The organism is Ureibacillus sp. FSL W7-1570 (genome assembly GCF_038593265.1).
Lineage (GTDB): Bacteria > Bacillota > Bacilli > Bacillales_A > Planococcaceae > Ureibacillus > Ureibacillus suwonensis.
Genome location: NZ_CP151979.1, coordinates 1,030,885 through 1,057,019, shown reverse-complemented (window position 1 = coordinate 1,057,019; position 26,135 = coordinate 1,030,885). Strand labels below are relative to the sequence as shown.

Genomic DNA, 26,135 nt, shown 5'->3' with positions numbered 1-26,135 from the left:
GAAGGAATAAATGACAGAAACTCGAGACCCATCACAAATTCGTGTCGTTGTTGGAATGAGCGGTGGGGTGGATTCATCTGTTGCTGCCTATTTATTGAAGCAGCAAGGTTATGATGTGATCGGCATCTTCATGAAAAACTGGGATGATACAGATGAAAACGGTGTTTGCACCGCAACGGAAGATTATGAAGATGTCATCAAAGTATGCAACCAAATCGGAATCCCTTATTATGCGGTGAATTTTGAGAAAGAATATTGGGATAAAGTGTTTACTTACTTTTTGGAAGAATACAAAGCCGGACGGACACCGAATCCGGATGTGATGTGCAACAAGGAAATCAAATTCAAAGCTTTCCTTGAACATGCATTGAAACTTGGGGCGGATTATTTGGCAACGGGGCATTATGCCCGTGTGGAAGAGCGTGACGGTGAAGTTGTTTTATTGCGTGGCGTCGATCGAAATAAAGACCAAACCTATTTTTTAAATCAATTGACGCAGGAACAATTGAAAAAGGTCATGTTTCCAATCGGCCATCTGGAGAAAAAGAAAGTCCGGGAAATTGCGGAAGAAGCGGGGCTGGCAACAGCGAAGAAAAAAGACTCAACGGGCATTTGTTTTATTGGTGAACGAAACTTCAAAGAATTCTTGAGCAATTACTTGCCGGCTCAACCCGGCAACATGGAAACGCTGGATGGAAAAGTGATGGGAAAACATGACGGATTAATGTATTATACGATTGGCCAGCGACATGGACTTGGAATTGGAGGAGCAGGGGAACCTTGGTTTGTGGTCGGAAAAGATTTAAAACGGAATGTGTTGTATGTCGGACAAGGTTTCCACAATGAAGCCCTGTACTCCACTTCTTTAAAGGCGATCAATATGAGCTTTACATCCAATAAACCGAAACCGAAGAAATTCGCTTGCACGGCAAAATTCCGTTACCGTCAGGAAGATTCGCCGGTGGAAGTGGAGTTGTTGGATGATCATCGCGCAGTCATTACGTTCCAGGTGCCACAGCGGGCCATTACGCCTGGACAAGCCGTCGTTCTATATGATGGAGAGGTATGTTTAGGCGGCGGAACGATCGACGAAGTGTTTAAAAACGGAGAAAAATTGACGTATGTAGGATAACGGGCGACTGATTTGGTCGCCTCTTTTCATGAGAGGTGAAGACGATGAACTATAATGAAGAAGGAATCAAAGCGCTGCAAGAAAAACGCTATGAAGATGCCGTAAAAGCCTTTACAGAAGCCATCGAACAAAATCCGGAAGATCCGGTCGGCTACATCAACTTTGGAAATGTATTGGCTGCCATGAATGAGATTGAACGGGCGGAACGGTTTTTCCAAAAAGCCATCACCCTTGATGAAAAAGCGGCAACGGCTTATTATGGTCTCGCCAATTTGTATTATAATTCGGAACGCTTTTTGGAGGCGGCCAAACTTTATCAGAAGTCGATCGAGTATGGAATTGAAGGTGCCGACAGCTACTACATGCTGGGAAAATGTTTTGAGAAGGAAAACCAGGTGAAATTGGCCCTTCCATATATGCAGCGGGCGGCGGAACTTGCGCCGGACGATCTGCAAATCCGTTTAAGCTACGGCATTATTTTATGCAAGTTGGAAATGTTTGATTTGGCAAAAACAGAGTTGGAATATGTATTGGCGCAAGATGAAAAGAACGCGGATGCCCATTATAATTTGGGGGTGCTTTACGCCCTTTCGACAGACGATGCGGAAAAGGCCCTCCATCATTTGGAGCAGGCCTTCACCATCCAGCCGGAGCATGATCAGGCAAGGTATATATATGATATGATAAGTCTGCGTTTAAATAATGAAAAATAGGATGAGAATGAAAAAAAGCTGTATAGAAAGCGGGGACTTTCTATACGGCTTTTTTGATCATGCAAAAATAACGATCGGCCAATAAATTGTCCGCTTTGGCCATTATGGATTATTCCATTTGCATGGGAAGGAAGATACATATAAAAAAGCGAATGGAAATTTCCCGCATTTCCATTCGCCATTTTTGCAATCCCATTTATTTGCAATATTCCACAACATCCCGATATGGCAGGCTTCCTCCAAAAATATCCAACGCACTGCCGATCGTAACGTGCAGTTTCCCTCCGGATAATTCTTTAAATCGTTCCAAATCCTCCAAGGAACGGACTCCTCCGGCATAAGTGGTCGGAATGTTTGTCCATTTCGCCAAATCTTGAACCAATTCTTCCTGCATGCCGCTTTTTTTCCCTTCCACATCGACAGCGTGGATCAAAAATTCATCGCAATATTGTTCCAGGAAGGAGATGTTTGCCTGATTCACTTCAAAATCGCTGAATTTTGTCCATTTATCTGTCACGACAAACCATTTCCCGTCGCGTTTCCGGCAGCTTAAGTCAAGGACGATATGTTCCTTTCCAATCGCTTCAACAAGACGCTCCAATCGTTCCATATCCAGTTTTCCATCGTGGAATATGTAAGAGGTCACGATGACATGGCTGGCCCCCATGTCAATCCATTTCTTTGCATTGTCCGCATGGATGCCCCCGCCGATTTGAAGGCCGCCAGGGTAGGCAGTTAAAGCAAGTTTCGCCTGCTCTTCATTACCAGGACCCAACATGATGACATGTCCGCCCTTCAAGCCATCTCGTTTAAAAAGCTCGGCATAATAGGAAGCATCTTTTTCCGAAATGAAGTTTTCAACCACGTCCTTTTGACCCAAAGTGCTTCCGACAATTTGCTTCACTTTTCCTTCGTGTAAATCAATGCAAGGTCTAAATTCCATTCCATTCACGAATCCCTTCAACTGTTCTTTTTTATTACAATGATAACATTGGTCTCTCATTTTATCGAGAAGGGGAAGTTTCTATTTTATCAAAGTCCTTAAAAATGATATGATATTAAGAGATTTTACCGGAGAGGAGCGTATGAAAATGGAGGATTACCATGCTCATCAATATTCAGAGAAAACCTTTGTTTTAGGCCGTCCCATCGTTTCCATTTTTCATAACGCCTCCAACATGTATTCCATTGTGAAAGTGAAAATTAAAGAAACAAATTTGCAATATCAGGAAAAGGAGATTATTGTAGTCGGATATTTTCCGGCCTTGGATGAAGAGCTTCACTATCGTTTTATCGGCAATTTGACGAATCATCCAAGATACGGGTTGCAATTTCAAGTGGAAACCTTTGAAAGGGAAGTTCCTGAGACAGAACAAGGGATCATCCACTATTTATCAAGCGATTTGTTTCCTGGGGTCGGCCCCAAAACGGCTGAGCTCATTGTAAAAACATTGGGGACCGATGCATTGAAAAAAATCATGGAAAATCCGTTTGTTCTGGATGAAGTGCCAAGGCTTTCCGAAGATAAAAAAATGACGATCCGAAGCACCCTGGAGAAAAATTTGGGTTTGGACCGGATTATGATTCAATTGAACGAATGGGGATTCGGGCCTCAATTGGGAATGAAAATCTATCAAACCTATAGGGAAGAAACGATTGAGCTGTTAACCCAAAATCCTTATCGGCTGATTGAAGAAGTGGAAGGGGTCGGTTTTGCGAAAGCCGATGAATTGGGAAGAAGACTGGGCATTACAGGGGCTCACCCTGACCGCATGAAAGCGGCGGTATTGCATGTGTTGAATCAAGCGGCTTTATCGGAAGGGCACGTTTATTTGGAGGCGGAACTCCTGTTGCCGGAAGTCAAAGGGATTTTGGAACAGAGCCAACCGGAAGAAATTCCGTATGAATCTTTATCGAAAGCGGTTATTGAGTTGGAGGAAGAAGGGAAAATTTGCGGGGAAGAAACGCGGATTTATTTGCCTTCCCTCTATTACAGTGAAGTGGGCATTGCAACAAAAATTCTCCAATTTGCCAAAAACAATGATCACGCTGAAAAGTTTTCAAAGGACGAGATTCGGAAAGCGATCGGGGAAGCAGAGGATCGCTTGGAAGTGACTTATGCGGAAACTCAGGCAAAGGCCATTGAACAAGCATTAAATTCTTCCATCATGATTTTGACTGGAGGGCCGGGAACAGGGAAAACGACGGTCATTCGGGGAATTGTGGAAGTCTTTGCGGAGCTTCATGGCCTTTCATTAAATCCAATGGAATATGCGAAGAAGGAAGAGCCTTTTCCGATTGTGTTGGCAGCACCAACCGGAAGAGCCGCAAAACGCTTGTCCGAATCGACGGGTCTGCCTGCCATGACCATTCACCGTTTGTTGGGGTTTAACGGCCAGGAGAAGGAAGAGGAGTCGGAGCGTGAAATCCAAGGCCGCCTCATCATCATTGATGAAATGTCGATGGTGGATACATGGTTAAGCCACCAATTATTAAAAAGCATTTCGCCTGATGCCCAAGTGGTGCTCGTGGGGGACCAGGATCAATTGCCACCTGTGGGTCCTGGACAAGTGTTGAAGGATTTATTGGCGTCAGAAATCGTGCCGACCATCGAGCTGACGGAAGTGTACCGGCAAGCGGAAGGCTCAACGATTATCGAGATGGCCCACCAAATCAAAAAAGGGCAAATCCCCGATAATATCACGGGAAAAACTGGCGATCGCTCGTTTATTAAAGCGTCGGCCGATCAAATTGCAAGCGTCGTCACACAAGTGGTGAGAAGTGCCATTGCAAAGGGCCAATCCATCCGTGATATTCAGGTATTGGCGCCGATGTATAAAGGCCCGGCAGGCATTGATCGATTGAATAAAGAAATCCAGGAACTGGTGAATCCAAACGTGGATGGTACTCGAAAAGAAGTGAAATTTGGCGACACGGTTTTCCGCATCGGCGATAAAGTGTTGCAGCTGGTGAATCAGCCGGAGAGCAATGTGTTTAATGGCGATATTGGGGAAATCGTGTCGATTTTTCAAGCGAAAGAAACGGTGGAAAAACAGGATAAGGTCGTTGTTTCTTATGACGGCAATGAAGTGGTGTATGACAGAGGCGACTTGAATCAGATAACCCTCGCCTATTGCTGTTCCATTCATAAAGCGCAGGGTAGCGAATTCCAGACGGTGATCATGCCGATTGTCCGCAGCTATTCAAAAATGCTCCGAAGAAACCTGCTTTATACGGGAATCACCCGAGCAAAAAACTTTTTGATTTTATGCGGGGAGCCGGAAGAATTCGTCAAAGGGATCCAGCGCACGGACGATTTGAAACGTTTTACCACTTTGAGGGCCCGATTGAATCCCGCAAAGAAGAATGATGATCGAAATCAGGTAACGAAAATGGAAGGGGAGAAGCAGGATGAACAAATCGTGCCTCTTTCACCGGATGATGGCAATGAACAGCAGACGGCAGGCGATACTACTTCCCTTCCTCCTGTCCTGAATGCGGAAACAGCGCCCAAAATCCATCCGATGATAGGGATGGATGGTATCACCCCTTATGATTTTTTGGATGAATAAAAGGTGATAAAAAAACCGAACGATTGTTTGAATCTCTGATTTTGAGAGTCAGCAACGTTCGGTTTTTCTATTTATATCGATATTAAATGGCCAATTCCGGCTTCCGTTTGTTATTGAAAATTCTTCACTTTACGGCCATGAAGGAAAAAGTAAAGGATCACGGTTGCCAAAACGACAAAACTTAAACTGAAATACAATTGGCTGTAAGTCGTATACGGCTCAATAAATCCCAACAGATATGGGCCAAAGCCCAGACCCGCATCAAGGAAAATGAAGAATGTGGATGTGGCAAGTCCCATTCGATGGATGGTCGTCACTTTCACTGCAACGGCTTGAATGCAGGATTGCATGTTGCCATAACCCAGACCGATCAAAACCCCTGAAAACAGCAGTACAAAACTGTTATGTGCCGCACTTAAAACAATCAGTCCGATGGAAAAAAGAATAAACGCAGGATACATCACGTAGTTTGGGCCTTTCACATCCAACAGACGCCCGGAGAAAGGACGTGAACACAAAATAGCGATGGAGTAAACAAAGAAGAAGAAACTGGAGGCTTCCACCAAGCCAATTTCCTGCGCATAAAAATTCATGAAAGATAAAACCCCGGAATAGCATAATGCGGCAATGAGCATGATGAAAGAAATCGGGATGGCTTTCGGTTCAATAAAATTCGAAAGTTTGAATCCTTTAACGTCTTTTTCCGCCTTTTTCACCTCTTCAGGCTCTGTTACTTGGATAAAGAATGAGGTGATGAATGCGATGATTCCTAATAAAGTACATAATCCAAATACGATCAAGAAGCTTACATGCTGGCTCAAAAGCAACCCGATAAATGGACCGATGGCTGTCGCCAAAGTGGAACTCATACTGTAATACCCGATTCCTTCGCCTTTGCGGCTGTTGGGAATGACTTGGGCGACAATGGTTCCGGTTGCCGTCCCCGCAATACCGAGAGTCAAACCGTGCAAAAATCGCACAACTAAAAAGAACCAGATATTTAATTGAATAAAATATAAGAAGCTTGATAATGCAAAAAGGCAAGTGCCAATCAGCAATGTCCTTTTATAACCGATCGAATTGATGCCCCGGCCAATAAACAGTCTTCCGATTAATGTGGCGATGATGAAAATGCCTGTTGCAAGACCAGCTTGACTCGTGGTTGCGTGAAATTCCGTTTTAGCATAAACGGCTACTATGACAACTAATAGATAAAAGACAGATGTTAATAAAAAATTAATGGTTGACGTGATAATAAAATCTTTCGTCCATAGTTTTGTTTCATTCATTGATGTTTCCCTTCTTTTCTGTCAAATTGCTGCTGAATTTTCGAAAGTGTATGGAAAAAGTTTTGCAGTTCATCATCTGTAAGGTGTTCCAACATTTTTCTTTCGAAGCCCGATATTTTTTTACGGCAGGATGCATAAATTTCTTCTCCCAACGGTGTCAAATGAATCACCTTTTCTCTCCGATCCCGGCTTTCCCTTTTTTCGATTAATCGAAGTTCTTCCAAAGCGTTCACCCTGCGAGTGATGGACGGCTTCTCCACATTGTATCGTTTGGCGATTTCCACGAGTGTTGACGGACCGTTATGCTTTATGAAATAGATGACTTGCCATAAAGAATAGGACAGATTGTATTCGCCTAAAAGTTCATTCAATGCATTGATCAGTGGCCGATACAAGCGTAAATAATGTTGAAAAAATCCTTCCAAAGGATTTCACCTCCGATAAAATAGTTACCCTAGGTAACTATATCATTAAACTATTATATGTCAATAAAATGTTCCATTCCAATCATCCATTTTTCACCTTTCCGACTTAATGGCCGCTGTTCTTTCCCATTATCTGAATTGCGATGTATCTATGCCGGATCATCACCTATGTGCAATGTTATATATCAAATCGAGAATATTTATTAGCGATTTGAGAACGGAAAAGGGTTTAAATGATATAAAAATATAGATTTTGTGAAAATTTTTTGTTTTTGTTTGATATGTATTGGGGATAAAATGCTGATTTTTATAGCTTTTCGAGGTTTTTCATCTGGATATTAGATAGGTTTTATATAAAAATGAAATTGTTCTTTATATACAAAAAATCATAAAATGAATTACAAGAAAAAATTATACTACGAAAGAGTGATGGATGATGTGTGGAATAACTGGCTGGATTCAATGGGATCAAGATTTGAAGCATCACGAAGTCACGGTCAAAAAAATGGCCCAAACATTATCGAAAAGAGGGCCTGATACATCAAGCAATTTTTGTGACACACATGCAGCTCTAGGTCATACAAGACTAATCGTAGTAGATCCTGTCGGAGGCGTACAGCCGATGACCAAAACAAAAGGTGCGAATTCCTATACCATCGTTTATAATGGTGAGTTATACAATACTGAAGAACTGCGGGAAGCACTGATAAAACGGGGATACCAATTTCAGTCCCACTCGGATACGGAAGTGTTGTTAACGGCATATATGGAATGGAAAGAGGATTGTGTCAACTTTCTCAATGGAATATATGCTTTCGCTGTTTGGGACGCTTCTTGTGAAAAACTGTACATGGCCCGCGACAGGCTGGGTGTGAAACCTTTATTTTATAAACATGACGGAAACAGGTTGCTTTTTGGTTCGGAGTTGAAGGCGATTTTGGCCCATCCCCAAGTAAAAGCGGAAATTGACCGGGAAGGGTTGCGGGAAATCTTTGGTTTAGGCCCATCCAGAACTCCTGGTCACGGCATATTCAAAGGAATCAATGAATTAAGACCCGCCCACTTTTTGACATTCGATCGTCACGGTCTCCGCATTCAACGATATTGGAATGTAAAGAGTGAAACCCATGAACATTCGTTGGATGAAACCATCGAACATGTCCGATTTCTCATCAAAGATGCAGTGGAAAGACAACTGGTTGCGGATGTTCCTGTTTGCACCTTTTTGTCAGGAGGGTTGGATTCCAGCGCCATAACAACCATTGCTTCAAATTACTTCAATAAGAATGGCAGAGGACCCCTTAGCACCTATTCGATAGATTATGAAGAAAACAGTGCCTACTTTCAAAAAAGTTTGTTTCAACCGGATGAAGATCGTCCATGGATTGAAAAAGTCGTTCAGCATTTGGGCGTGAAACACCACTCGATTATCCTGACCCACGAACAGCTTGCTGACACATTGGAGGAGGCGGTGATTGCCAAAGATTTGCCAGGCATGGCGGATATTGATTCTTCTTTGCTTTTATTTTCAAAGGAGATCAAAAAGCAGTTTACCGTCGCGCTTTCCGGTGAATGTGCCGATGAAATTTTCGGCGGATATCCATGGTTTTATAAAGAAGAATTGTTACAAGGCGACAGCTTCCCTTGGATGCAATCGCAAACGTTAAGGCAAAATCTTTTATTGCCCTATTGGAAGGAAAAATTGAAATTGACGGACTACGTTCACCAAAGACATAAGGAAACCATTCAGGAAGTGCCGAAGCTTGAAGGCGAAGATCCTGTCGAAGCAAGACGCAGGGAAATGTTTTATATGAACATGGTATGGTTTATGTCGACCCTGCTGGATCGGAAAGATCGAATGAGCATGGCAGCCAGTCTTGAGGTGCGTGTCCCTTTTGCAGACCATCGGATCGTTGAATATGCATGGAATATACCTTGGGAAATGAAAATGTTGGACGGAAGGGAGAAAGGATTATTACGGAAAGCATTGGAGGGAATCCTTCCAAATGAAATCATTTACCGTAAAAAAAGCCCTTATCCAAAAACACATCATCCAAAATATACAAAGCTGGTAAAAGAGTTGTTGCAGCAAATCATTGATAAGAAAAATCCTCCAATTTTTCAGCTGCTTTCAAAGGAAAAAATAAAAGAAATACTGGCTCTCGATGGGGCGACGAAATTGCCGTGGTTCGGGCAATTGATGACAGGCCCTCAACTTCTCGCACATTTAGTGCAAGTGAATATGTGGTTTGACAAATACAATGTAAATCTCGTTGACGCATAGTTCCGTTTTAAATTTCTCCCGTCACCAAAGTGCCGACCTTTGGCAAGGGGCGGGAGAATCCCAAAAGCTTGACCAATCATGGAAAGGAAGGCGATTCAAATGTTAAATTTAAGCCCTGAACAATTCGTCATTAAACCGGCATTGGCGACAATCAATTGTGAACCGAATTGGCAATGGAAAAGAAAAGCGCCAATACCGAATTTTGATTTGTTATATATTTGGAGCGGCAAAGGCAATTTAAGATTGAACGGAAAAGATTATCCATTGCAAAGAGGCACTTGTTTTCTGTTCAGACCAGGCGATTGGACGACAGCTACCCAAGATCCGGCTAATCCGCTGGTGATTACGTATATTCACTTTGATGTCACTGGTGAACCCGAGATCATTCCAAATCATCATCGCATTTTGCAAGACCGTATCCATTTTGAATCATTATTGAGCCAATATGTCCGATTATTCCTGGTGGATACTTATGGCGCCGAAATGGAAGGAAAACTGATTCTAAAACAATTGATGATTCATTTGTTGCGGGCAGACCAACAGGAAGAGACTCAACAAAAAGAAGAAGGCGAAGAATTGCAAAGCCAAATTCTTTATACGATCAGGGAAGTGGCCAATTATGTGCAGCAGCATCCCGGAGAAAATCATACAGTCGAAAGTTTGGCTGCGCGCGCAAACTTTTCACCTCGTTATTTCTCAAAAAAATTCAAAGAAATCATGGGACAAACCATCCAATCGTATATTGTGGAAACCCGCATCAAAAGAGCAGAGCATTTATTGCATTATACAGGGATGTCAGTAACGGAAGTGGCCGATGCCCTGGGGTATAACAATATTCACTTTTTCAGCCGCCAATTCAAAGCTTATACGAGTAAAAGCCCGTCGGAAATTCGTATGATTTCAGGGATCCGAAAACCCAGTATAACGAAAATGCCATCAAAAAGGAAAAAAAATGCGTAAGTTTAACACCAATGGTTTTATATAGGAAAGCCGACATTTTCCGAAATGAAAATGTCGGTTTTTTTTATTTCTTTTCAAACATTTGAAGATTTCCGCCATAATGGCCGGTTTTGTTCCGGAGATATTCCTTCTTCCGTGGCTGCCTGTCGTTCTTTGGAAGCCGGGGAAAATTCTGATTCAAAATGGGCGGTGAAAACATGTCTATTACTGCATTCTTAAAAACGTCCGGTTTTGCCGGCAGCGCAATACGATGGTCCTTTTCTGATGGAAAGGAAGATAGGCGGTTTGTCATGGATTGGTTTAAGGGAGATAAATGCCAATTTAAGAATAATGTTTGTCCTTTTTATGGACAATGTTCGGTTTTTCTTTCAAAAAGTAGTGCAAAATAGTGCAAATATTCGACTCAATAGTCTAAATATTTTTATTTCTCCTCTTGGTAGGATGTATATATAAGAAAACAGGAAGAATTAAGGGGTGCAGAAAATGAAAGAACTACTCAACCAAGGCTTATACAATCCACAACTGGAACATGACTCGTGTGGAATCGCCTTATTAGCAAATATAAAAGGAGAAAAATCACATTCTCTTGTATCCCAAGCGCTAATTGCCCTTGAGAGGTTGACGCATCGCGGGGGACGGGATGATAAGGAAACGTTGGGTGATGGATCCGGCATTTTGACGGATATCCCTCATGAGTTATTTTCCAAAGAGTGGGAAAAGCAAGGAAAACAACTTCCTCCATCCGGACGTTACGGGGTTATGATGATTTTTCTTCCTAATGAAGAAACAAAATTGCTTGAATATAAAGCAAGAATCGAAGAAATCGTTGAAAAGAACAGTTTGGAGCTGTTTGGATGGCGTACGGTGCCAACGAACGAAGAAGCTCTGCAAAAGGAAGCAATCGAGTCAGCCCCTTCAATTCACCAATTATTTGTGTTACCTGCAACTGAGCTTGAACAAGACGATTTTGAAAGACGTTTATATGTAACTCGTCGCAGAATCGAAAAGACATTCAGCGAGTTTGAAAAGAATAAAGATGCATGTTATATCTCCAGTTTCTCATCGAGAACGATTGTATATAAAGGGCTGCTATTACCGAAACAATTAAGAAGTTTCTATTTGGATTTGCTCAATGAAAATTTCAAATCGAAAATGGCGATGGTTCATAACCGTTTCAGTACGAACACTTTCCCAAGCTGGAGCAGAGCCCAGCCGAACCGTATGATCATGCATAATGGGGAAATCAATACAATCAACGGCAATGTGAATTGGATTTTCGCCAGGGAAGCATCCATGCATTCAGATGCATTCGGTGTGGATCAAAAAGAACTTCATCCAATTGTGAACTTGGATGGCAGCGACTCGGCAATGTTTGACAATGTGCTGGAACATTTGGTGTTGTCCGGATGGTCTTTGCCACAGGCGATGATGATGATGATTCCGGAACCTTGGCAAAATAATACATTGCTTTCAAAGAAACAAAAGGCTTTCTACCAATACCATAGCTTGTTGATGGAGCCTTGGGACGGTCCTGCCGCAATGGGATTCTCTAACGGAAAACAGGCGGGTGCTTGCCTAGACCGCAACGGTTTGCGGCCAGCGAGATTTGTTTTGACAGACGACGACTTTTTCTATTTATCTTCGGAAGTGGGCGTTGTCGATATTCCAGAGGAAAAAATCATCCAAAAAGGCCGCCTGAAACCTGGCCAAATGTTATTAGTTGATTTTGAGAAAAAAGCGCTATTGTTCGATGAAGAATTGAAACATCAACTCATCAACGAACACCCATATGATCAATGGGCAGCTGAAATGATCATTCCTTTGGAGAATATTCCTTCTCTGAATCTGGAAAAATCGAGAAAGATTAATAAAAAACAATTGGTCCGCCTTCAAAAAGCGTTTGGTTATACATTTGAAGAGTGGGAGAAATATATCAAACCCCTGGCAACCCGCGGGGACGATTCGGTCGGTTCCATGGGCTACGATGGTCCACTTGCCGTTTTATCAAAAAGACCGCAATTGTTGTTCAACTACTTTAAACAACGGTTTGCGCAAGTAACCAATCCTCCGATTGATGCCATCCGGGAAGAGTACGTGACATCCATGGAAGTGTATTTGGGGGGAGAAGGCAATCTATTAAATCCGAAAAGGGAAGAATATCAAAAAATTAAACTGAAAACGCCAATCTTAACTAATAACGATTGGGTGAAACTGATCGGTTTGCATTTGAACGGATGGAGAGTAAAAAAACTGTCATCCTTATTCCCTGCAAAACAGCCGGAACTGATGGAAGAATATTTGGAGAAATTACTTAAAAAAGCTGAAAAAGCGGCAAAGGACGGATACCAGTTGCTTGTCGTAAGCGATCGCGGCACAAACAAAGAAAATGCGGCCATTCCATCATTGCTCGCCGTATCCAGCATCCATCATCATTTAATCAAGCAAGGTCTCCGCAACAAAGTGAGCATTATTGTTGAATCGGGAGAACCGAGAGAAGTTCATCATTTTGCGGCACTGCTCGGCTATGGAGCAAATGCGATATACCCTTACCTGGTATGCGCATCCCTTTCCCAATTGGAAGAAAGCGCGGAATACGATTTCATTGGAAAATACGTAAAAGGGATTACAAAAGGCATATTGAAAGTCATGTCCAAAATGGGAATTTCTACAGTCCAAAGCTATATCGGCGCTCAAATATTCGAAGCGGTCGGCATCAGCAAAGAAGTCATAGATCGTTATTTCCCGCGGACGATTTCACAAATCGGCGGTCTTGACATAGCGGACATTGCCAAGGAAACCGTTGCCCGCCACAACAAGGCCTGGGAAGATGGAAAACCTTTATTGGAAGAAGGCTCCGATTTCCAATGGCGCAAAAACGGGGAAGAACACCTCTATCGTCCGGAAACAATTCATACGTTGCAGCTTGCCTGCCGCACAGGAAAATATGAGCTTTATAAAAAATACAGCGAGATGCTGTCAAAAGAAAGCAATACGACTTTAAGGGCATTGTTTGAATTGAAAAGCGACCGGACACCGATCCCGATTGACGAAGTGGAACCAATCGAATCGATTTTTAAACGATTCAAAACGGGTGCGATGTCTTTCGGATCCATCAGCAAAGAAGCCCATGAAGCCATTGCCATTGCCATGAACCGGATCGGCGCAAAAAGCAACTCTGGTGAGGGCGGGGAAGATCCAAACCGCTATATTCCACTGCCAAACGGCGATTCAAAATTAAGCCGCATTAAACAAGTGGCTTCCGGACGATTTGGCGTCACAAGTCATTATTTAGTGAACTGCGACGAAATCCAAATCAAAATGGCACAAGGGGCAAAGCCTGGTGAAGGTGGCCAGCTTGCCGGCCATAAGGTGACGGTGGAAGTTGCAAAAACGAGAGGTTCAACTCCTGGAATCGAGCTGATTTCACCACCTCCTCACCACGATATTTACTCGATTGAAGATTTGGAACAATTGATTTACGACTTGAAAAATGCCAATCCGGAAGCACGGATCAACGTCAAACTCGTTTCCGAAAGCGGTGTAGGAACTATCGCAACGGGTGTGGCGAAAGCGAAAGCAGACGTGATTCTCATCAGCGGTTATGACGGCGGAACAGGCGCAGCAGCCAGAACGAGCATCAAGCATGCCGGTCTTCCATGGGAATTGGGGCTGGCGGAAGCCCATCAAACGTTGATGCTGAACGGATTGAGAAACAAAGTGGTTCTTGAAACAGACGGAAAATTGATGAACGGAAAAGATGTCATCATCGGTGCATTATTGGGTGCGGAAGAGTTCGGTTTCTCCACGTTGCCGCTTGTCTCACTTGGTTGTGTAATGATGAGGGTTTGCCATTTGGATACATGCCCTGTAGGAGTTGCGACTCAAAATCCGGAACTCAGAAAGAAAATGACCGGTACTGCCGATCACGTGGTGCATTTGATGCACTTCATCGCACAGGAAGTTCGCGAATTAATGGCAGAGCTGGGCTTTAGAACATTGGATGAGTTGATTGGAAGAACAGACATCATTCAGGTCAAAGATGATGTGGATTGGAAAGAACGGAAACTGGACTTTTCTCCTCTTCTCGTCAGATACGAAGGAGATCGAACAGCAACCGAAAGCCAAAATCATCAATTGGAAGAAACGTTGGATTATCAAAAATTGATTCCATTAAGTCAAAGGGCTATAACAAGCAAACAGCCTGTTCAAATTTCGCTTCCAATCCGGAATACAAACCGTTCAGTCGGTACAATGCTCGGATATGAAGTTTCGAAAAAGTACGGAAGCGAAGGGTTAAAAGAAGATACGATCCAAGTCCATTTCCAAGGTTCAGCCGGCCAAAGCTTTGGTGCATTCATTCCAAAAGGCATCACATTAAAGCTTGAAGGAGAAGCCAACGACTATGTCGGAAAAGGATTATCCGGCGGAAAAATCATCGTTGCTCCTCCAACGGATACAAAGCGGTTGGCGGAAGAAAATGTGATTATCGGCAACGCCGCTTTCTACGGTGCAACAAGCGGTAAAGCATTTATCCGCGGCAAAGCGGGAGAAAGGTTCTGTGTCAGAAACAGCGGAGCGCATGTTGTAGTGGAAGGAACAGGAGATCACGGTTGTGAATACATGACAGGCGGCCGGGTAGTGATTTTGGGAGAAGTCGGAAAGAACTTTGCAGCCGGCATGTCCGGGGGTATCGCATATATTTATTCTCCAGCCAATGAACATTTCACTGAAGTTTATAACGATGAACTTGTCATGCTGGAAGAGATTAATGACCAACAAGAATTGAGCTTTGTCAATGCTCTGATCAAAGAACATTACCAACAAACAAAAAGTACTGTGGCGAAACGAATCCTTCAAAATTGGGAGTTTGAAGCAGCGAATTTTATTCGCGTCATTCCATACAAATACAAAGAAATTTTGGAAAAAGAAGAACAGTACTTGGCAAAAAGTTATTTAGCGTAAGAGGGCGGTGAAGAAAATGGGAAAACCTACTGGATTTTTAGAATATAAACGGCAAAATGCCCAGTATCGGGATCCGTTGGAGAGAATTCAAGACTGGAAGGAAATTTCAAACCTTCCACAGGAAAGCGACTTGGTCAAACAGGCAGCTCGATGCATGGATTGCGGTGTTCCATTTTGTCAAAACGGCTCTCTTGTTGGAGGCATGTCAACGGGATGTCCAATATTCAACTTGATCCCTGAATGGAATGAACTTGTTTATAGAGGGAATTGGAAAGAAGCTTATGATCGATTGAGCATTACGAACCCTTTCCCAGAGTTTACAGGAAGGGCATGTCCAGCTCCTTGTGAGGCTGGATGTGTCGCTTCCCTCTATGAAAGTTCGGTAACCATTAAAAATATTGAATTGGCCATCATCGAAAAAGCTTTTGAAGAAGGATGGGTAAAACCGCAAATACCTAAGGAGAGAACAGGAGTCAAAATTGCGGTGGTCGGCTCCGGTCCAGCCGGTCTGGCTTGCGCGCATGAATTGAACAATTACGGACATTCGGTAACCGTTTTTGAAAGAAGCGACCGGATTGGAGGCCTCCTTACTTACGGGATTCCGAAAATGAAAATTGAACAGCATGCCGTAGACCGCAGAATCCGTGTCATGGAAGAATCGGGCATCACCTTCTTGACGAATGTGGAAGTGGGAAAAGATTATTCCTTGGAAAAACTGCAAAAAGAATTTGATGCAGTGATTCTTTGCACGGGTGCCACAAAACCGCGGGATCTGCAAGTAAATGGAAGAAACTTGGGCGGTATCCATTTTGCGATGGATTTCCTGCACGCCAATACAAAAAGCATGTTGGATTCCAATTTTAAAAATGGCCAATATATTTCTGCCGAAGGAAAAGATGTAGTGGTCATCGGCGGTGGTGACACGGCAGTCGATTGTATCGCTACATCACTCAGACAAAATTGCAAAAGTGTGATTCAATTCGATATTTATCCGAAACGTCCAACGGAAAGAGAGGCAGATAATCCATGGCCGCAATATCCAATGGTTTATAAGCTGGATTACGGCCAGGAAGAAGCCAAAGCAAAATTTGGCGATGATCCAAGATTATTTGCCACTACCGCTTTGGAATTCATCGGGAATGAGGAAGGTCAACTCACTGCAGTCAAATGCGTGGGGATCAGAACCATATTCAATGAAAATGGTGAAAAGATCCGGGAACCGATCCCAAATACCGAAAAAATCATTCCGGCCCAACTGGTTCTACTGGCCATTGGATTTGAAGGGCCTGAACGGGAACTCTTTGATCAATTAAACATCGATTGGAAAGAGATAAAAAACAGCCGTTCTTATCAGACAAAAGTGGAAAACGTCTTTGTGGCGGGTGATGCAAGACGCGGCCAAAGTTTAATCGTTTGGGCGATCCAGGAAGGCAAAGAAGCCGCAAAAAGCTGCCATGAATATGTAACAAGTAAAGTAAACTTATCAATTTAGGAGGGATACGGTGCAAGCAGTTGATTATATCCAACAGTTATTTGCAGATCGAATTGGAGGTCCCTCTTTCGGTCTAAAGGAAGAAATATTCAAATTCGAAAAAATTAAAAGAGCCAAAAGATTGGCGGTGAAAGAAAAGCCTGACGTGCCATTGATTGATTTGGGCGTTGGCGAGCCGGATGCAATGGCAGACAAGAGGGTCGTTGACAAGCTTTATGAGGAGGCGGCAAAACCTGAAAACCGGTTTTATTCAGATAACGGAATCCAGGAATTTAAAGAAGCGGCTGCCCGCTATATGGAGGAAGTGTTTGGTGTTCCGGACCTGGATCCGGAGACGGAAATCAACCACGTCATCGGTTCAAAATCAGGCTTGAGCTTGCTGCCCGCTGCTTTCATCAATCCCGGAGATATTACATTGATGCCATCACCTTGTTATCCGGTGCTCGCCACTTATACGAAATATTTCGGTGGAGAAGTTGTCCATCTTCCGCTATTAAAAGAAAATGGATTTTTACCCCAACTGGATCAAATCGATCCGGAAGTGCTGAAAAAAGCCAAACTGCTCTATTTAAATTATCCAAACAACCCTACTGGCGCAGTGGCAACCAAAGAGTTTTTCGAAGAAGTTGTCGAATTTGCCAGGACCCATCAAATCATTGTTGTCCACGACGCAGCTTATGCCGCATTGATGTTTGACGGCGAAAAACCGCTTAGCTTTTTATCCGTACCTGGAGCAAAAGAAGTCGGCGTAGAGCTTCATTCATTATCCAAGTCTTTCAATATGACCGGTTGGAGAATAGGGTTTATTGCCGGAAATCCGAAATTGATCAAAGCATTCCAAACGGTAAAAGATAACAGCGATTCCGGTCAATTCATCCCTATTCAAAAGGCCGCAAGTTTTGCGTTATCCTATCCGGAAATAACGGAGGAAACGGCGAAAAAATATTCCCGCCGCCATGAATTGCTGGTGCAAATCCTTCAAGGATGCGGTTTTGAAGTGGAAAAACCGAAAGGCTCCTTTTACTTATATGCCGAAGCTCCAATCGGGGTGGCAGGAGGGCCAACATTCCAAACAGCGGAGGAATTTTCACAATACCTTATCCGGGAACATCTCATTTCAACCGTTCCGTGGGATGATGCGGGAAGTTTCATCAGATTTTCCGTCACCTTTGAAGCTGATTCAGAAGAAGAAGAGTTGCAAGTGATGAAGGAAATTGAAAGGCGCCTGAAAGGGGAAAAGTTCATTTTTAAAAGAAGGTGATGTAATGCTATTTACAAAAATGCATGGGTTAGGAAACAACTATATTTTTATCAATCTTTTGGAACACTCATTACAAGAAGAATTCCTTCCAACATTGGCAAGAAATCTTTCCAATGTGAGATTTGGCATTGGTTCTGATGGAATGATCCTTATCTGCGATTCCAAAGTGGCCGACTTCCGGATGCGAATTTTCAACGCGGACGGATCGGAAGGGAAAAATTGCGGCAACGGATTAAGATGTGTAGCGAAATATTTATATGATCATCAATTTGTGGATTCCGAGAGTTTTACAATTGAAACCCTCGGCGGAATTGTAGAAGTTCATATATCCGAAAAGAAAAAAGAAGTGGAATTTGTCACGGTTGATATGGGTGAACCAAAATTGCTGAAAGGAATGGTTCCAATGATTGGTGAACCCATGACGGTGACCATCGATGAACCGTTCACCATCGGCGGAGAACTCTATCATCTGACTTGCGTTTCAATGGGCAACCCCCACGCCATCATGTTTGTGGATAATGTCCATGATGTGCCCCTTGAAAAAATAGGTCCAATCATCGAACATTCCGACATCTTCCCGGAGAGGGTGAATGTAGGAATTGTAACAGTGAAGAAACCGAATGAACTCGACTATCGGGTTTGGGAAAGAGGATCAGGCATCACAATGGCTTGCGGTACAGGTGCTTGTGCAGCGGTTGTCGCAGCCACATTAAATAAAAAAATTGAGAAGAACCAAATTATTACTGTCCACCTGCCGGGAGGTGATTTAGAGATTCGTTGGGACGAAAATAACCATGTTTGGATGAGAGGAAGAGCAGAGTACATCTGCCATGGTGAAATCAAATTGGAAGATTTCATCAAAGAAAAGATGCCAAAAGCGTCTGGTCAATAAATTTGGATTTTAAATATGAGGAGGAATTATTCATGAGCAAAAATTATACAAAAGAAGACATTTTAAAAATGGCAGAACAGGAAAACGTACGCTATATCCGTTTACAATTCACGGATTTATTCGGAATCATTAAAAACGTTGAAGTTCCTTTAAGCCAATTGCCAAAAGCTTTGGATAACAAAATCATGTTTGACGGTTCTTCCATCGAAGGATTTGTAAGAATCGAAGAATCCGATATGTATCTGTATCCTGATTTAAACACATGGCTCATCTTCCCTTGGGAAACTGAACATGGGAAAGTTGCCCGTTTGATTTGTGACGTATATTTACCGGACGGCAATCCATTCCCTGGCGATCCTCGAAGCGTTCTGAAAAAAGTGCTAAAAGAAGCGAACGAACTTGGATTTACAGCAATGAACGTAGGTCCGGAACCGGAATTCTTCCTATTTAAAACAGATGCGAACGGCAATCCGACAATGGAATTGAACGACCAAGGCGGTTATTTCGATTTGGCGCCAACGGATCTTGGTGAAAACTGCCGACGCGACATCGTGCTAACATTGGAAGAAATGGGATTTGAAATCGAAGCCTCCCATCACGAAGTTGCCCCTGGTCAGCATGAAATTGATTTCAAATATGCCAATGCAGTAGAAGCGGCTGACCAAATTCAAACATTCAAATTAGTCGTGAAAAACATCGCGAGAAAACATGGATTACATGCCACATTCATGCCAAAACCTCTCTACGGAGTAAACGGTTCAGGAATGCACTGCCACCAATCTCTATTCCGCGGAAAAGAAAATGCCTTCTACGATGAAAACGATGAACTTGGTTTAAGTGAAACAGCGAAACAATATTTGGCAGGAATTTTGAAACATGCTTACAGTTTCGCAGCGATTACGAATCCAACAGTAAACTCATACAAACGTCTAGTTCCAGGTTATGAAGCACCATGTTATATTGCATGGTCCGGCAAAAACCGAAGCCCTCTTGTACGTGTTCCGGCAAGCCGTGGATTAAGTACCCGTATTGAATTGAGAAACCCGGATCCATCCGCAAACCCATATCTTGCATTAGCTGTAATGCTCGCAGCAGGTTTGGATGGCATCAAAAACAAATTGACTCTTTGCGATCCGGTAAACTCCAACATTTACACAATGGATGAACAACAATTGGATGACTTGAACATCAAAAGCCTTCCATCCAACTTGGAAGAAGCGATCAATGCATTGGAACAAAACGAAGTCATCAAAGCGGCACTTGGCGAACATATTACAACCCACTTCATTGAAGCAAAACGGATCGAGTGGGATGAATTCAGAATCAATGTGCATCCATGGGAACGTGAACGTTATATCACTCTATATTAAGGGGGACGATTTATGAAAAAAGTTGAAGTGATTACCCGTCCAGAAGTGTTCAAAGAATTAAGGGATAACTTATTTTCCATTGGAATCGGCGGCATGACCGTAACGGAAGCTGCCGGTTCCGGCAAACAAAAGGGAGTGGAAGGCTTATTCCGGGGTACTACCTTTGAAATAAGAGTTCTTCCAAAGTTGAAAATTGAAATGGTCATCGACGATGAGAAAGTGGAAGAAGTTGTGGAAGTGATTCAAAGAACTTGCAATACCGGATCGGTAGGTGATGGAAAAATCTTTATTATCCCTGTTGAAGAAGCGATCCGCATCCGTACAGGTGAACATGGAAAAGAAGCCATTATATAAGATGAGAGGAGTCGAGTTGAGATGAAGAAAAAAGTATTATCTATTTCGCCGTTATTATTGTTCGCTGCATTGCCAGCTTATGCGCAAGCGCCAACTGTCGAATCATTGGAATTGTCCATCAATCTCGTTTGGGTCATGTTAGGTGCAGTGTTGGTATTCTTCATGCATGCAGGTTTTACGTTGGTTGAAACCGGCTTTACGAGAGCGAAAAACTCATTGAACATCATCATGAAAAACTTCATAACAATCAGTATTGTTTCCATTTTATACTATTTTGTCGGATTTGGTTTCATGTTTGGCGATTCGGCGAACGGCATCATTGGAACAAATGGATTTTTATTATCCGGAAGGGAAGATATCGACTTTTTCGTCTTCCAGGCAATGTTTGCAGCAACTTCCATCACAATCATTTCGGGAGCGGTTGCTGAACGGATCAGAATCTCAAGCTATATCTTGATTGCTGTTGCAATGAGCGTCATCGTTTACCCGGTCATCGGCCATTGGATCTGGTCAGGTGATGGATGGCTTGCTCAACTTGGCTTTACAGATTTCGCCGGTTCAACAGTAGTGCATTTGACTGGTGCGATTGCGGCATTGACCGTTGTCATTTTCCTTGGACCACGTATCGGAAAATATACAGGCAAAAAAGTCAATGTGATTCCAGGCCACAACATTCCATTGGGAGCACTGGGTGTATTCGTACTTTGGTTAGGTTGGTTCGGTTTTAACGGTGCCAGCACCCTTGCGGCAGATACAACTTTGGTTCCACACGTGATTGCAACAACATTACTTTCGACTTCAGCCGCTTTTGTTACATCTGCCCTTTATACAAAAATCCGATTCGGAAAAATTGATCCTTCCATTTCATTAAACGGTGTTTTGGGCGGTTTGGTTGGGATCACGGCAGGTGCGGCGGATATCTCCATACTTGGATCCATTATTGTCGGATTCGTCTCAGGGATTTTATTGGTAGAAGGTGTCCGTTTCTTGGATACAAAAGTTCGAGTGGATGATCCGGTAGGTGCAATTGCGGTCCATGGTATTTGCGGTATTTGGGGAACACTTGCAATCGGTTTATTCTCGACTTCCAGCGGACTTTTCTACGGAGCAGGCGCTTCTCAATTGGGCATTCAGGCAATTGGTGTTTTAGCAGTCATTATCTATACAATGTTAATTGTCAGTGTAGTGACGGTCGTAATCAACTTCATTCTCCCAATCCGTGTATCAAGCCAAGATGAAATCGCAGGTCTCGATTATTCCGAACACGGCTCTTATGCATACGAATGGAGCCAAACATTGTTGGAAAGAGTGATCAATGGCAGTGAAGAAAAACCTGAACACGGTTTAGGATTGGCTGATCGATTGAACAACTTAACTAATGGAACGGTGAAAAGTAAAACTTCGTAAGAAATAGTGTAGTAAAAAACTTCCAAATAAGATGGAAAACCATCTTATTGGAAGTTTTTTTAATTTGGCTTTGTTAGATTAATCTGTTGATATTTGATAAAAACAAACAAACGTTCTATAATATAAGTAGGAACTTTTGTTTGGGGGTCTTACAATGACAATGACATTAAGAGAATTGATAGTTGAGATTAAAAAATTGAATTCGACAGAACAACATCGCTTGAAAGAATTCTTTATCAAATCCCTTATGTCATTTTCTGCAAGTGAACCTGTTTTTCAAGAAGTAACTGAACGGAAAAATAAAGATGGTTATACTTGCGTACATTGTGGTTCAAAACGAGTGGCTCGTTTTGGTAAATATACTGTAAAATTTGGGCAGAAAGAAGTTGAACGTCAGCGATACCGTTGTAAAGATTGTGGAAAAACATTCACCGATGTAACTGCAACACCATTGCATAGAACGCATAAACCTGAAAAATGGTTAGATTTTATTAAATGTATGTTAGAAGGTTATTCACTCCGTAAATCGGCAGAACTTATTGGTGATATTCATTACGTTACCTTGTTTTATTGGAGACATAAGGTGTTATCTGCATTAAAACAAATGGAATTTGAATCTTTTTCGGGGATTGTAGAGATGGATGAAACTTATTTTCTATACTCTGAAAAAGGTAAAAGAAACATTGAAGGGCGTAAACCTCGAAAACGTGGAGGTTCTTCGAAATTTCGAGGGATTAGTCACGAACAAGTTTGTGTTCTAATTGCAAGAGACCGTCAAAAATCTACCTATTCAGGAGTTCTTGGCAGAGGTCGTATTGTCAAAAGCCAATTAGATAAAGCAATTGGTTCAAAATTATCATCGAATAACACCCTATGTACAGATGCTTGGAGAACATTCTCTGCGTATGCCAAAACGAAGGGATTAGAACACTATCGCTTCAAGTCAGACGGGAAAGAACGAGTAAAAGGTCTATATCATATTCAAAACGTAAATAACTATCACAGCCGATTAAAAGGATGGATACAAAGATTTAATGGTGTGGCTACAAAATACCTCGACCATTATTTGAGTTGGTTTCAATTCTTAGATATAGTGAAGCATCGTTGTGACGATGTATCAATAAGCAAAATGATTATAGATAGCTGTTTATTACCAATCAATGAAACATATAAGTCATTAAGAACGTATCAATTATTATGAACCTTTGTATATACAAACACTGCCGAGATAAAGTAGTTCTCAAATGAAAAGAGAAGTTATGCTTATCAAATTTAGTGTTCAAAATATTTGAATCGAAAGGAAGTGTTTAATATCAACAAAGTAAAAACAATAGTTATTTGTTTATCCATTGTACTAATTATTTTACTCGGTATTATCTTTTTTGAATTTATTGTTTTGAGATTACTTGGATTACAATATAATTCAATTGGTTCTTTAGTGTTCTTCTTTGTTTTATATTTATTACTTGAAATACCTCTCTCATTAATATCAAATGCGATACCGAAAGCACTAAAATCTGTTGGTATAATTCAATCAAGTAAAGGGTTGTTATCATTTTTATTGGATACAGGATTGACATTTGCCTTAATTAATTTACTTGATACCTTTATGGCGAACATTAAGATAGAATGGCAAGGTGCTGTTATATTTTCAATAATTACTGGATTAATTAGTTGGAAATTAAGAGAGACGGATGAAGAACCACCAACGATTGATAGTGAAGAATTCAAAGAAATAGAAAAAAGATTTGATTTCAAAAAATAGGAGGAAACACTAAAGAATGGTGTTCCCTCTTTATTTTCCTATTTATCAACATTAAAATCTAACAGAGCCTTTAATTTATATCATTTTGTTTTTTGGGGTGAAAATGTCAAGACAGTTTGATTGAATAACGATCACATGGTCGAATACAGCAATAAGTTTTTTTACATTTGTAAAGTTTTGCAGATAAAGTATTTAGGCACTACCACCAATGGACCAATGGATAGTGCCTGAATTTGCTTAAATGGCGTTAAACGATTTGCTTAATTCAATGAAATAATCCAACGATTTCGGGTTGGCCATTGCACCCGGATTAATGGCTTTTCCGACCGGCATGCCAAGCAGAATTTTGCGGATTGGCACTTCTAATTTCTTTCCATTCAAAGTCTTTGGCACTTCCTCGACGACATGGATTTGATCCGGAACAAACCGGGGTGATAAGTTTTGCCGAATGGCATCCTTGATTTTTTGTGCAAATGCATCGTTGAATTGAGCCGGATCTTGCAAAACAATAAATAAGGCCAGGCAGGAAGGACGATCTCTATACTCCAGATCCACAACCAAACTGTCCAAAATTTCCGGGAAGGATTCTACAATTTTATAAATCTCGCTTGTCCCCATCCGTACACCGGAGCGGTTGATAGTTGCATCCGAACGGCCAAAAATGATGCAGCTTCCGTCTTCATTGATTTGAATCCAGTCCCCATGTCTCCAAACCTTTGGATAGGTGCTGAAGTAACTGTCCAAATAACGGCTGTAGTCCTCATCCCCCCAAAAATAGATCGGCATGGATGGCATCGGCTTTGTCACAACCAGTTCCCCCACAGAACCGATGATCGGATTGCCTTCCTCATCGTAGCTTTCCACTTTGGCCCCCAATGAGCGGGAAGGAATGATGCCTGCCCTTACCGGCAGCGTGATATTTCCTCCGACGAATCCGGTGCAAACGTCGGTTCCTCCGCTGATGGAAACAAGCAAGATGTCATCTTTAACAGATTCATAAACCCATTTGAAGCTGTTGGCTGATAAAGGCGAAGCGGTTGATAAAACGGCGCGCAATTTTGGGAACTTAAAATGGCTGTTTGGTTTAAAGTTATGTTTGATGCAAACATCGATAAATGGAGCGCTTGTCCCAAATACGGTGATTCCCGCTTCTTCCGCAAACGCCCACAAGGCGGAGAGATCCGGATAGCTTGGGCTGCCATCATATAAAACAATGGTGCTGCCCACAATCAATCCGCTGACGAGCATGTTCCACATCATCCAGCCGGTTGTCGTAAACCAGAAGAAACGATCCTCTTTCCCTAAATCCGCTTCGATTTGCAGGGTTTTGATATGCTCGATAATATTGCCGCCATGGGAATGGACGATCGGTTTCGGTAATCCTGTCGTCCCGGAAGAATATAAAATCCAAAGAGGATGGTTGAATTCCACTTGTTCATATTCCAGTTCAGAAGATTTCTCTTTCACTGCATCCATCCAATGAACGGTTTTTGGGGACTTGAGTTCAGGTTGTTCCCCGACATGATGGATGATGATGGAATGTTCGATGGATGGGATTTCATCCAATAAATGATGGATGGTATCCAGCTTGTCATATACCTTTCCGTTATATTGATAACCATTCACGGCGATGAGGAGCTTCGGTTCAATTTGTTTAAAACGGTCAACGACGCTGTTTAGACCAAAATCCGGCGATGCCACCGACCAGATGGCCCCGATGCTAGCACAAGCCAAAAAGCTGACAACCGTTTCAGGGATGTTTGGAGAATAGGCAACGACCCGATCGCCTTTTTGAATTCCGATTTTTTTCATATAGTCCGACAGAGCCGCCACATCTTCGTAAAGCTGATTCCACGAGATGGATTGGGCTGGTTGGTTTTCGGATTTATAAATGATGGCCGGACCCGGCAGTCCCTTATGTCGAAAAACTTGTTCCGTATAATTCAAATGGGCATTTCGAAACCATTTGTAATAAGGCATTTGATCGCCTGTCAAAATGGAATCGTAAGGTTTGCTGTAGACAATGTTCCCATATTCCCAAATGGATTTCCAAAAAGCTTCTGTTTCGGTTGTGGACCATTCCCATAATGCTTGATGGGAATCAAATTGAAGACCGTAATTTTCTTTCAGCCACCGTTTGTAGCGGCTGATTTCACTGTTTTGAACGGTGTTTTCATCCGCCTTGTAAAGCAGTGTTCCTTCCAATATTGCGACCATACGTACCATCCTTTCAAGAAACTCATAAATTTATTTTATA

At 42.3% G+C, this 26,135-nt stretch carries 18 protein-coding genes; 14 read left to right on the top strand and 4 right to left on the bottom strand.

What is annotated here, in order from left to right:
- Positions 1-10 precede the first annotated feature (10 nt).
- Positions 11-1,132 carry a tRNA 2-thiouridine(34) synthase MnmA gene (gene mnmA / locus NST13_RS05110; protein WP_342469114.1) on the top strand — a complete coding sequence of 374 codons (1,122 nt, stop codon included), beginning with the start codon at positions 11-13 and terminating at the stop codon, positions 1,130-1,132.
- Between the two features lie 44 nt (positions 1,133-1,176).
- Positions 1,177-1,845 (top strand): tetratricopeptide repeat protein, encoded by a 669-nt coding sequence (locus NST13_RS05105; protein WP_342581575.1) that lies wholly within the window; start codon positions 1,177-1,179, stop codon positions 1,843-1,845.
- Between the two features lie 196 nt (positions 1,846-2,041).
- Here the strand turns inward: NST13_RS05105 and hisA are convergent, their stop codons facing one another.
- Positions 2,042-2,788, bottom strand: a complete 747-nt coding sequence (gene hisA, locus NST13_RS05100; protein ID WP_342471280.1) for a phosphoribosylformimino-5-aminoimidazole carboxamide ribotide isomerase — start codon at positions 2,786-2,788, stop codon at positions 2,042-2,044.
- Positions 2,789-2,936: 148 nt separating this feature from the next.
- Between hisA and NST13_RS05095 the strand changes: the two genes are divergently transcribed.
- A complete protein-coding gene (locus NST13_RS05095) occupies positions 2,937-5,417 on the top strand; it encodes an ATP-dependent RecD-like DNA helicase (RefSeq protein WP_342581574.1) in 2,481 nt (826 codons plus the stop codon).
- Positions 5,418-5,527: 110 nt separating this feature from the next.
- On the opposite strand, the gene NST13_RS05090 is transcribed toward NST13_RS05095, so the two are convergent.
- Complete coding sequence (locus NST13_RS05090) at positions 5,528-6,706, bottom strand: MFS transporter (RefSeq protein ID WP_342469117.1); 1,179 nt, start codon at positions 6,704-6,706, stop codon at positions 5,528-5,530.
- A complete protein-coding gene (locus NST13_RS05085; RefSeq protein WP_342469118.1) occupies positions 6,703-7,131 on the bottom strand; it encodes a MarR family transcriptional regulator in 429 nt (142 codons plus the stop codon). Before NST13_RS05085 ends, NST13_RS05090 begins: the two co-directional genes overlap by 4 nt.
- 433 nt (positions 7,132-7,564) lie before the next feature.
- Between NST13_RS05085 and asnB the strand changes: the two genes are divergently transcribed.
- From asnB to NST13_RS05030, 11 genes are all read left to right on the top strand, one after another.
- Positions 7,565-9,415: an asparagine synthase (glutamine-hydrolyzing) gene (gene asnB, locus NST13_RS05080; protein ID WP_342581573.1), complete on the top strand. Its 1,851-nt coding sequence runs from the start codon at positions 7,565-7,567 to the stop codon at positions 9,413-9,415.
- A gap of 99 nt (positions 9,416-9,514) precedes the next feature.
- On the top strand, positions 9,515-10,375 hold the full coding sequence (locus NST13_RS05075) for an AraC family transcriptional regulator (protein ID WP_342581572.1): 861 nt from the start codon (positions 9,515-9,517) through the stop codon (positions 10,373-10,375).
- A 483-nt stretch (positions 10,376-10,858) separates the two neighbouring features.
- On the top strand, positions 10,859-15,337 hold the full coding sequence (gltB, locus tag NST13_RS05070; protein ID WP_342581571.1) for a glutamate synthase large subunit: 4,479 nt from the start codon (positions 10,859-10,861) through the stop codon (positions 15,335-15,337).
- A 16-nt stretch (positions 15,338-15,353) separates the two neighbouring features.
- Complete coding sequence (locus NST13_RS05065; protein WP_342581570.1) at positions 15,354-16,829, top strand: glutamate synthase subunit beta; 1,476 nt, start codon at positions 15,354-15,356, stop codon at positions 16,827-16,829.
- A 10-nt stretch (positions 16,830-16,839) separates the two neighbouring features.
- Complete coding sequence (locus NST13_RS05060) at positions 16,840-18,090, top strand: LL-diaminopimelate aminotransferase (RefSeq protein WP_342581569.1); 1,251 nt, start codon at positions 16,840-16,842, stop codon at positions 18,088-18,090.
- Positions 18,091-18,094: 4 nt separating this feature from the next.
- Positions 18,095-18,982, top strand: a complete 888-nt coding sequence (gene dapF, locus NST13_RS05055) for a diaminopimelate epimerase (RefSeq protein WP_342581568.1) — start codon at positions 18,095-18,097, stop codon at positions 18,980-18,982.
- Positions 18,983-19,014: 32 nt separating this feature from the next.
- Complete coding sequence (gene glnA / locus NST13_RS05050; RefSeq protein ID WP_342469125.1) at positions 19,015-20,352, top strand: type I glutamate--ammonia ligase; 1,338 nt, start codon at positions 19,015-19,017, stop codon at positions 20,350-20,352.
- A 12-nt stretch (positions 20,353-20,364) separates the two neighbouring features.
- On the top strand, positions 20,365-20,706 hold the full coding sequence (locus NST13_RS05045; RefSeq protein ID WP_342581567.1) for a P-II family nitrogen regulator: 342 nt from the start codon (positions 20,365-20,367) through the stop codon (positions 20,704-20,706).
- A gap of 21 nt (positions 20,707-20,727) precedes the next feature.
- Positions 20,728-22,113, top strand: a complete 1,386-nt coding sequence (locus tag NST13_RS05040; RefSeq protein ID WP_342581566.1) for an ammonium transporter — start codon at positions 20,728-20,730, stop codon at positions 22,111-22,113.
- A gap of 160 nt (positions 22,114-22,273) precedes the next feature.
- Positions 22,274-23,314, top strand: a complete 1,041-nt coding sequence (locus tag NST13_RS05035) for an IS1595 family transposase (RefSeq protein WP_340436697.1) — start codon at positions 22,274-22,276, stop codon at positions 23,312-23,314.
- Between the two features lie 87 nt (positions 23,315-23,401).
- A complete protein-coding gene (locus tag NST13_RS05030; RefSeq protein ID WP_340436695.1) occupies positions 23,402-23,878 on the top strand; it encodes a YrvL family regulatory protein in 477 nt (158 codons plus the stop codon).
- A 237-nt stretch (positions 23,879-24,115) separates the two neighbouring features.
- On the opposite strand, the gene NST13_RS05025 is transcribed toward NST13_RS05030, so the two are convergent.
- Positions 24,116-26,095 (bottom strand): acetoacetate--CoA ligase, encoded by a 1,980-nt coding sequence (locus NST13_RS05025; RefSeq protein ID WP_342581565.1) that lies wholly within the window; start codon positions 26,093-26,095, stop codon positions 24,116-24,118.
- Positions 26,096-26,135 lie beyond the last annotated feature (40 nt).

Excerpts from the sequence above, each read along its gene's own strand:
- mnmA (WP_342469114.1), top strand. The coding sequence starts at position 11 with ATGACAGAAACTCGAGACCCATCACAAATTCGTGTCGTTGTTGGAATG.
- NST13_RS05105 (WP_342581575.1), top strand. The coding sequence starts at position 1,177 with ATGAACTATAATGAAGAAGGAATCAAAGCGCTGCAAGAAAAACGCTAT.
- hisA (WP_342471280.1), bottom strand. The coding sequence starts at position 2,788 with ATGGAATTTAGACCTTGCATTGATTTACACGAAGGAAAAGTGAAGCAA.
- NST13_RS05095 (WP_342581574.1), top strand. The coding sequence starts at position 2,937 with ATGGAGGATTACCATGCTCATCAATATTCAGAGAAAACCTTTGTTTTA.
- NST13_RS05090 (WP_342469117.1), bottom strand. The coding sequence starts at position 6,706 with ATGAATGAAACAAAACTATGGACGAAAGATTTTATTATCACGTCAACC.
- asnB (WP_342581573.1), top strand. The coding sequence starts at position 7,565 with ATGATGTGTGGAATAACTGGCTGGATTCAATGGGATCAAGATTTGAAG.
- NST13_RS05075 (WP_342581572.1), top strand. The coding sequence starts at position 9,515 with ATGTTAAATTTAAGCCCTGAACAATTCGTCATTAAACCGGCATTGGCG.
- gltB (WP_342581571.1), top strand. The coding sequence starts at position 10,859 with ATGAAAGAACTACTCAACCAAGGCTTATACAATCCACAACTGGAACAT.
- NST13_RS05065 (WP_342581570.1), top strand. The coding sequence starts at position 15,354 with ATGGGAAAACCTACTGGATTTTTAGAATATAAACGGCAAAATGCCCAG.
- dapF (WP_342581568.1), top strand. The coding sequence starts at position 18,095 with ATGCTATTTACAAAAATGCATGGGTTAGGAAACAACTATATTTTTATC.
- glnA (WP_342469125.1), top strand. The coding sequence starts at position 19,015 with ATGAGCAAAAATTATACAAAAGAAGACATTTTAAAAATGGCAGAACAG.
- NST13_RS05045 (WP_342581567.1), top strand. The coding sequence starts at position 20,365 with ATGAAAAAAGTTGAAGTGATTACCCGTCCAGAAGTGTTCAAAGAATTA.
- NST13_RS05040 (WP_342581566.1), top strand. The coding sequence starts at position 20,728 with ATGAAGAAAAAAGTATTATCTATTTCGCCGTTATTATTGTTCGCTGCA.
- NST13_RS05035 (WP_340436697.1), top strand. The coding sequence starts at position 22,274 with ATGACATTAAGAGAATTGATAGTTGAGATTAAAAAATTGAATTCGACA.
- NST13_RS05025 (WP_342581565.1), bottom strand. The coding sequence starts at position 26,095 with ATGGTCGCAATATTGGAAGGAACACTGCTTTACAAGGCGGATGAAAAC.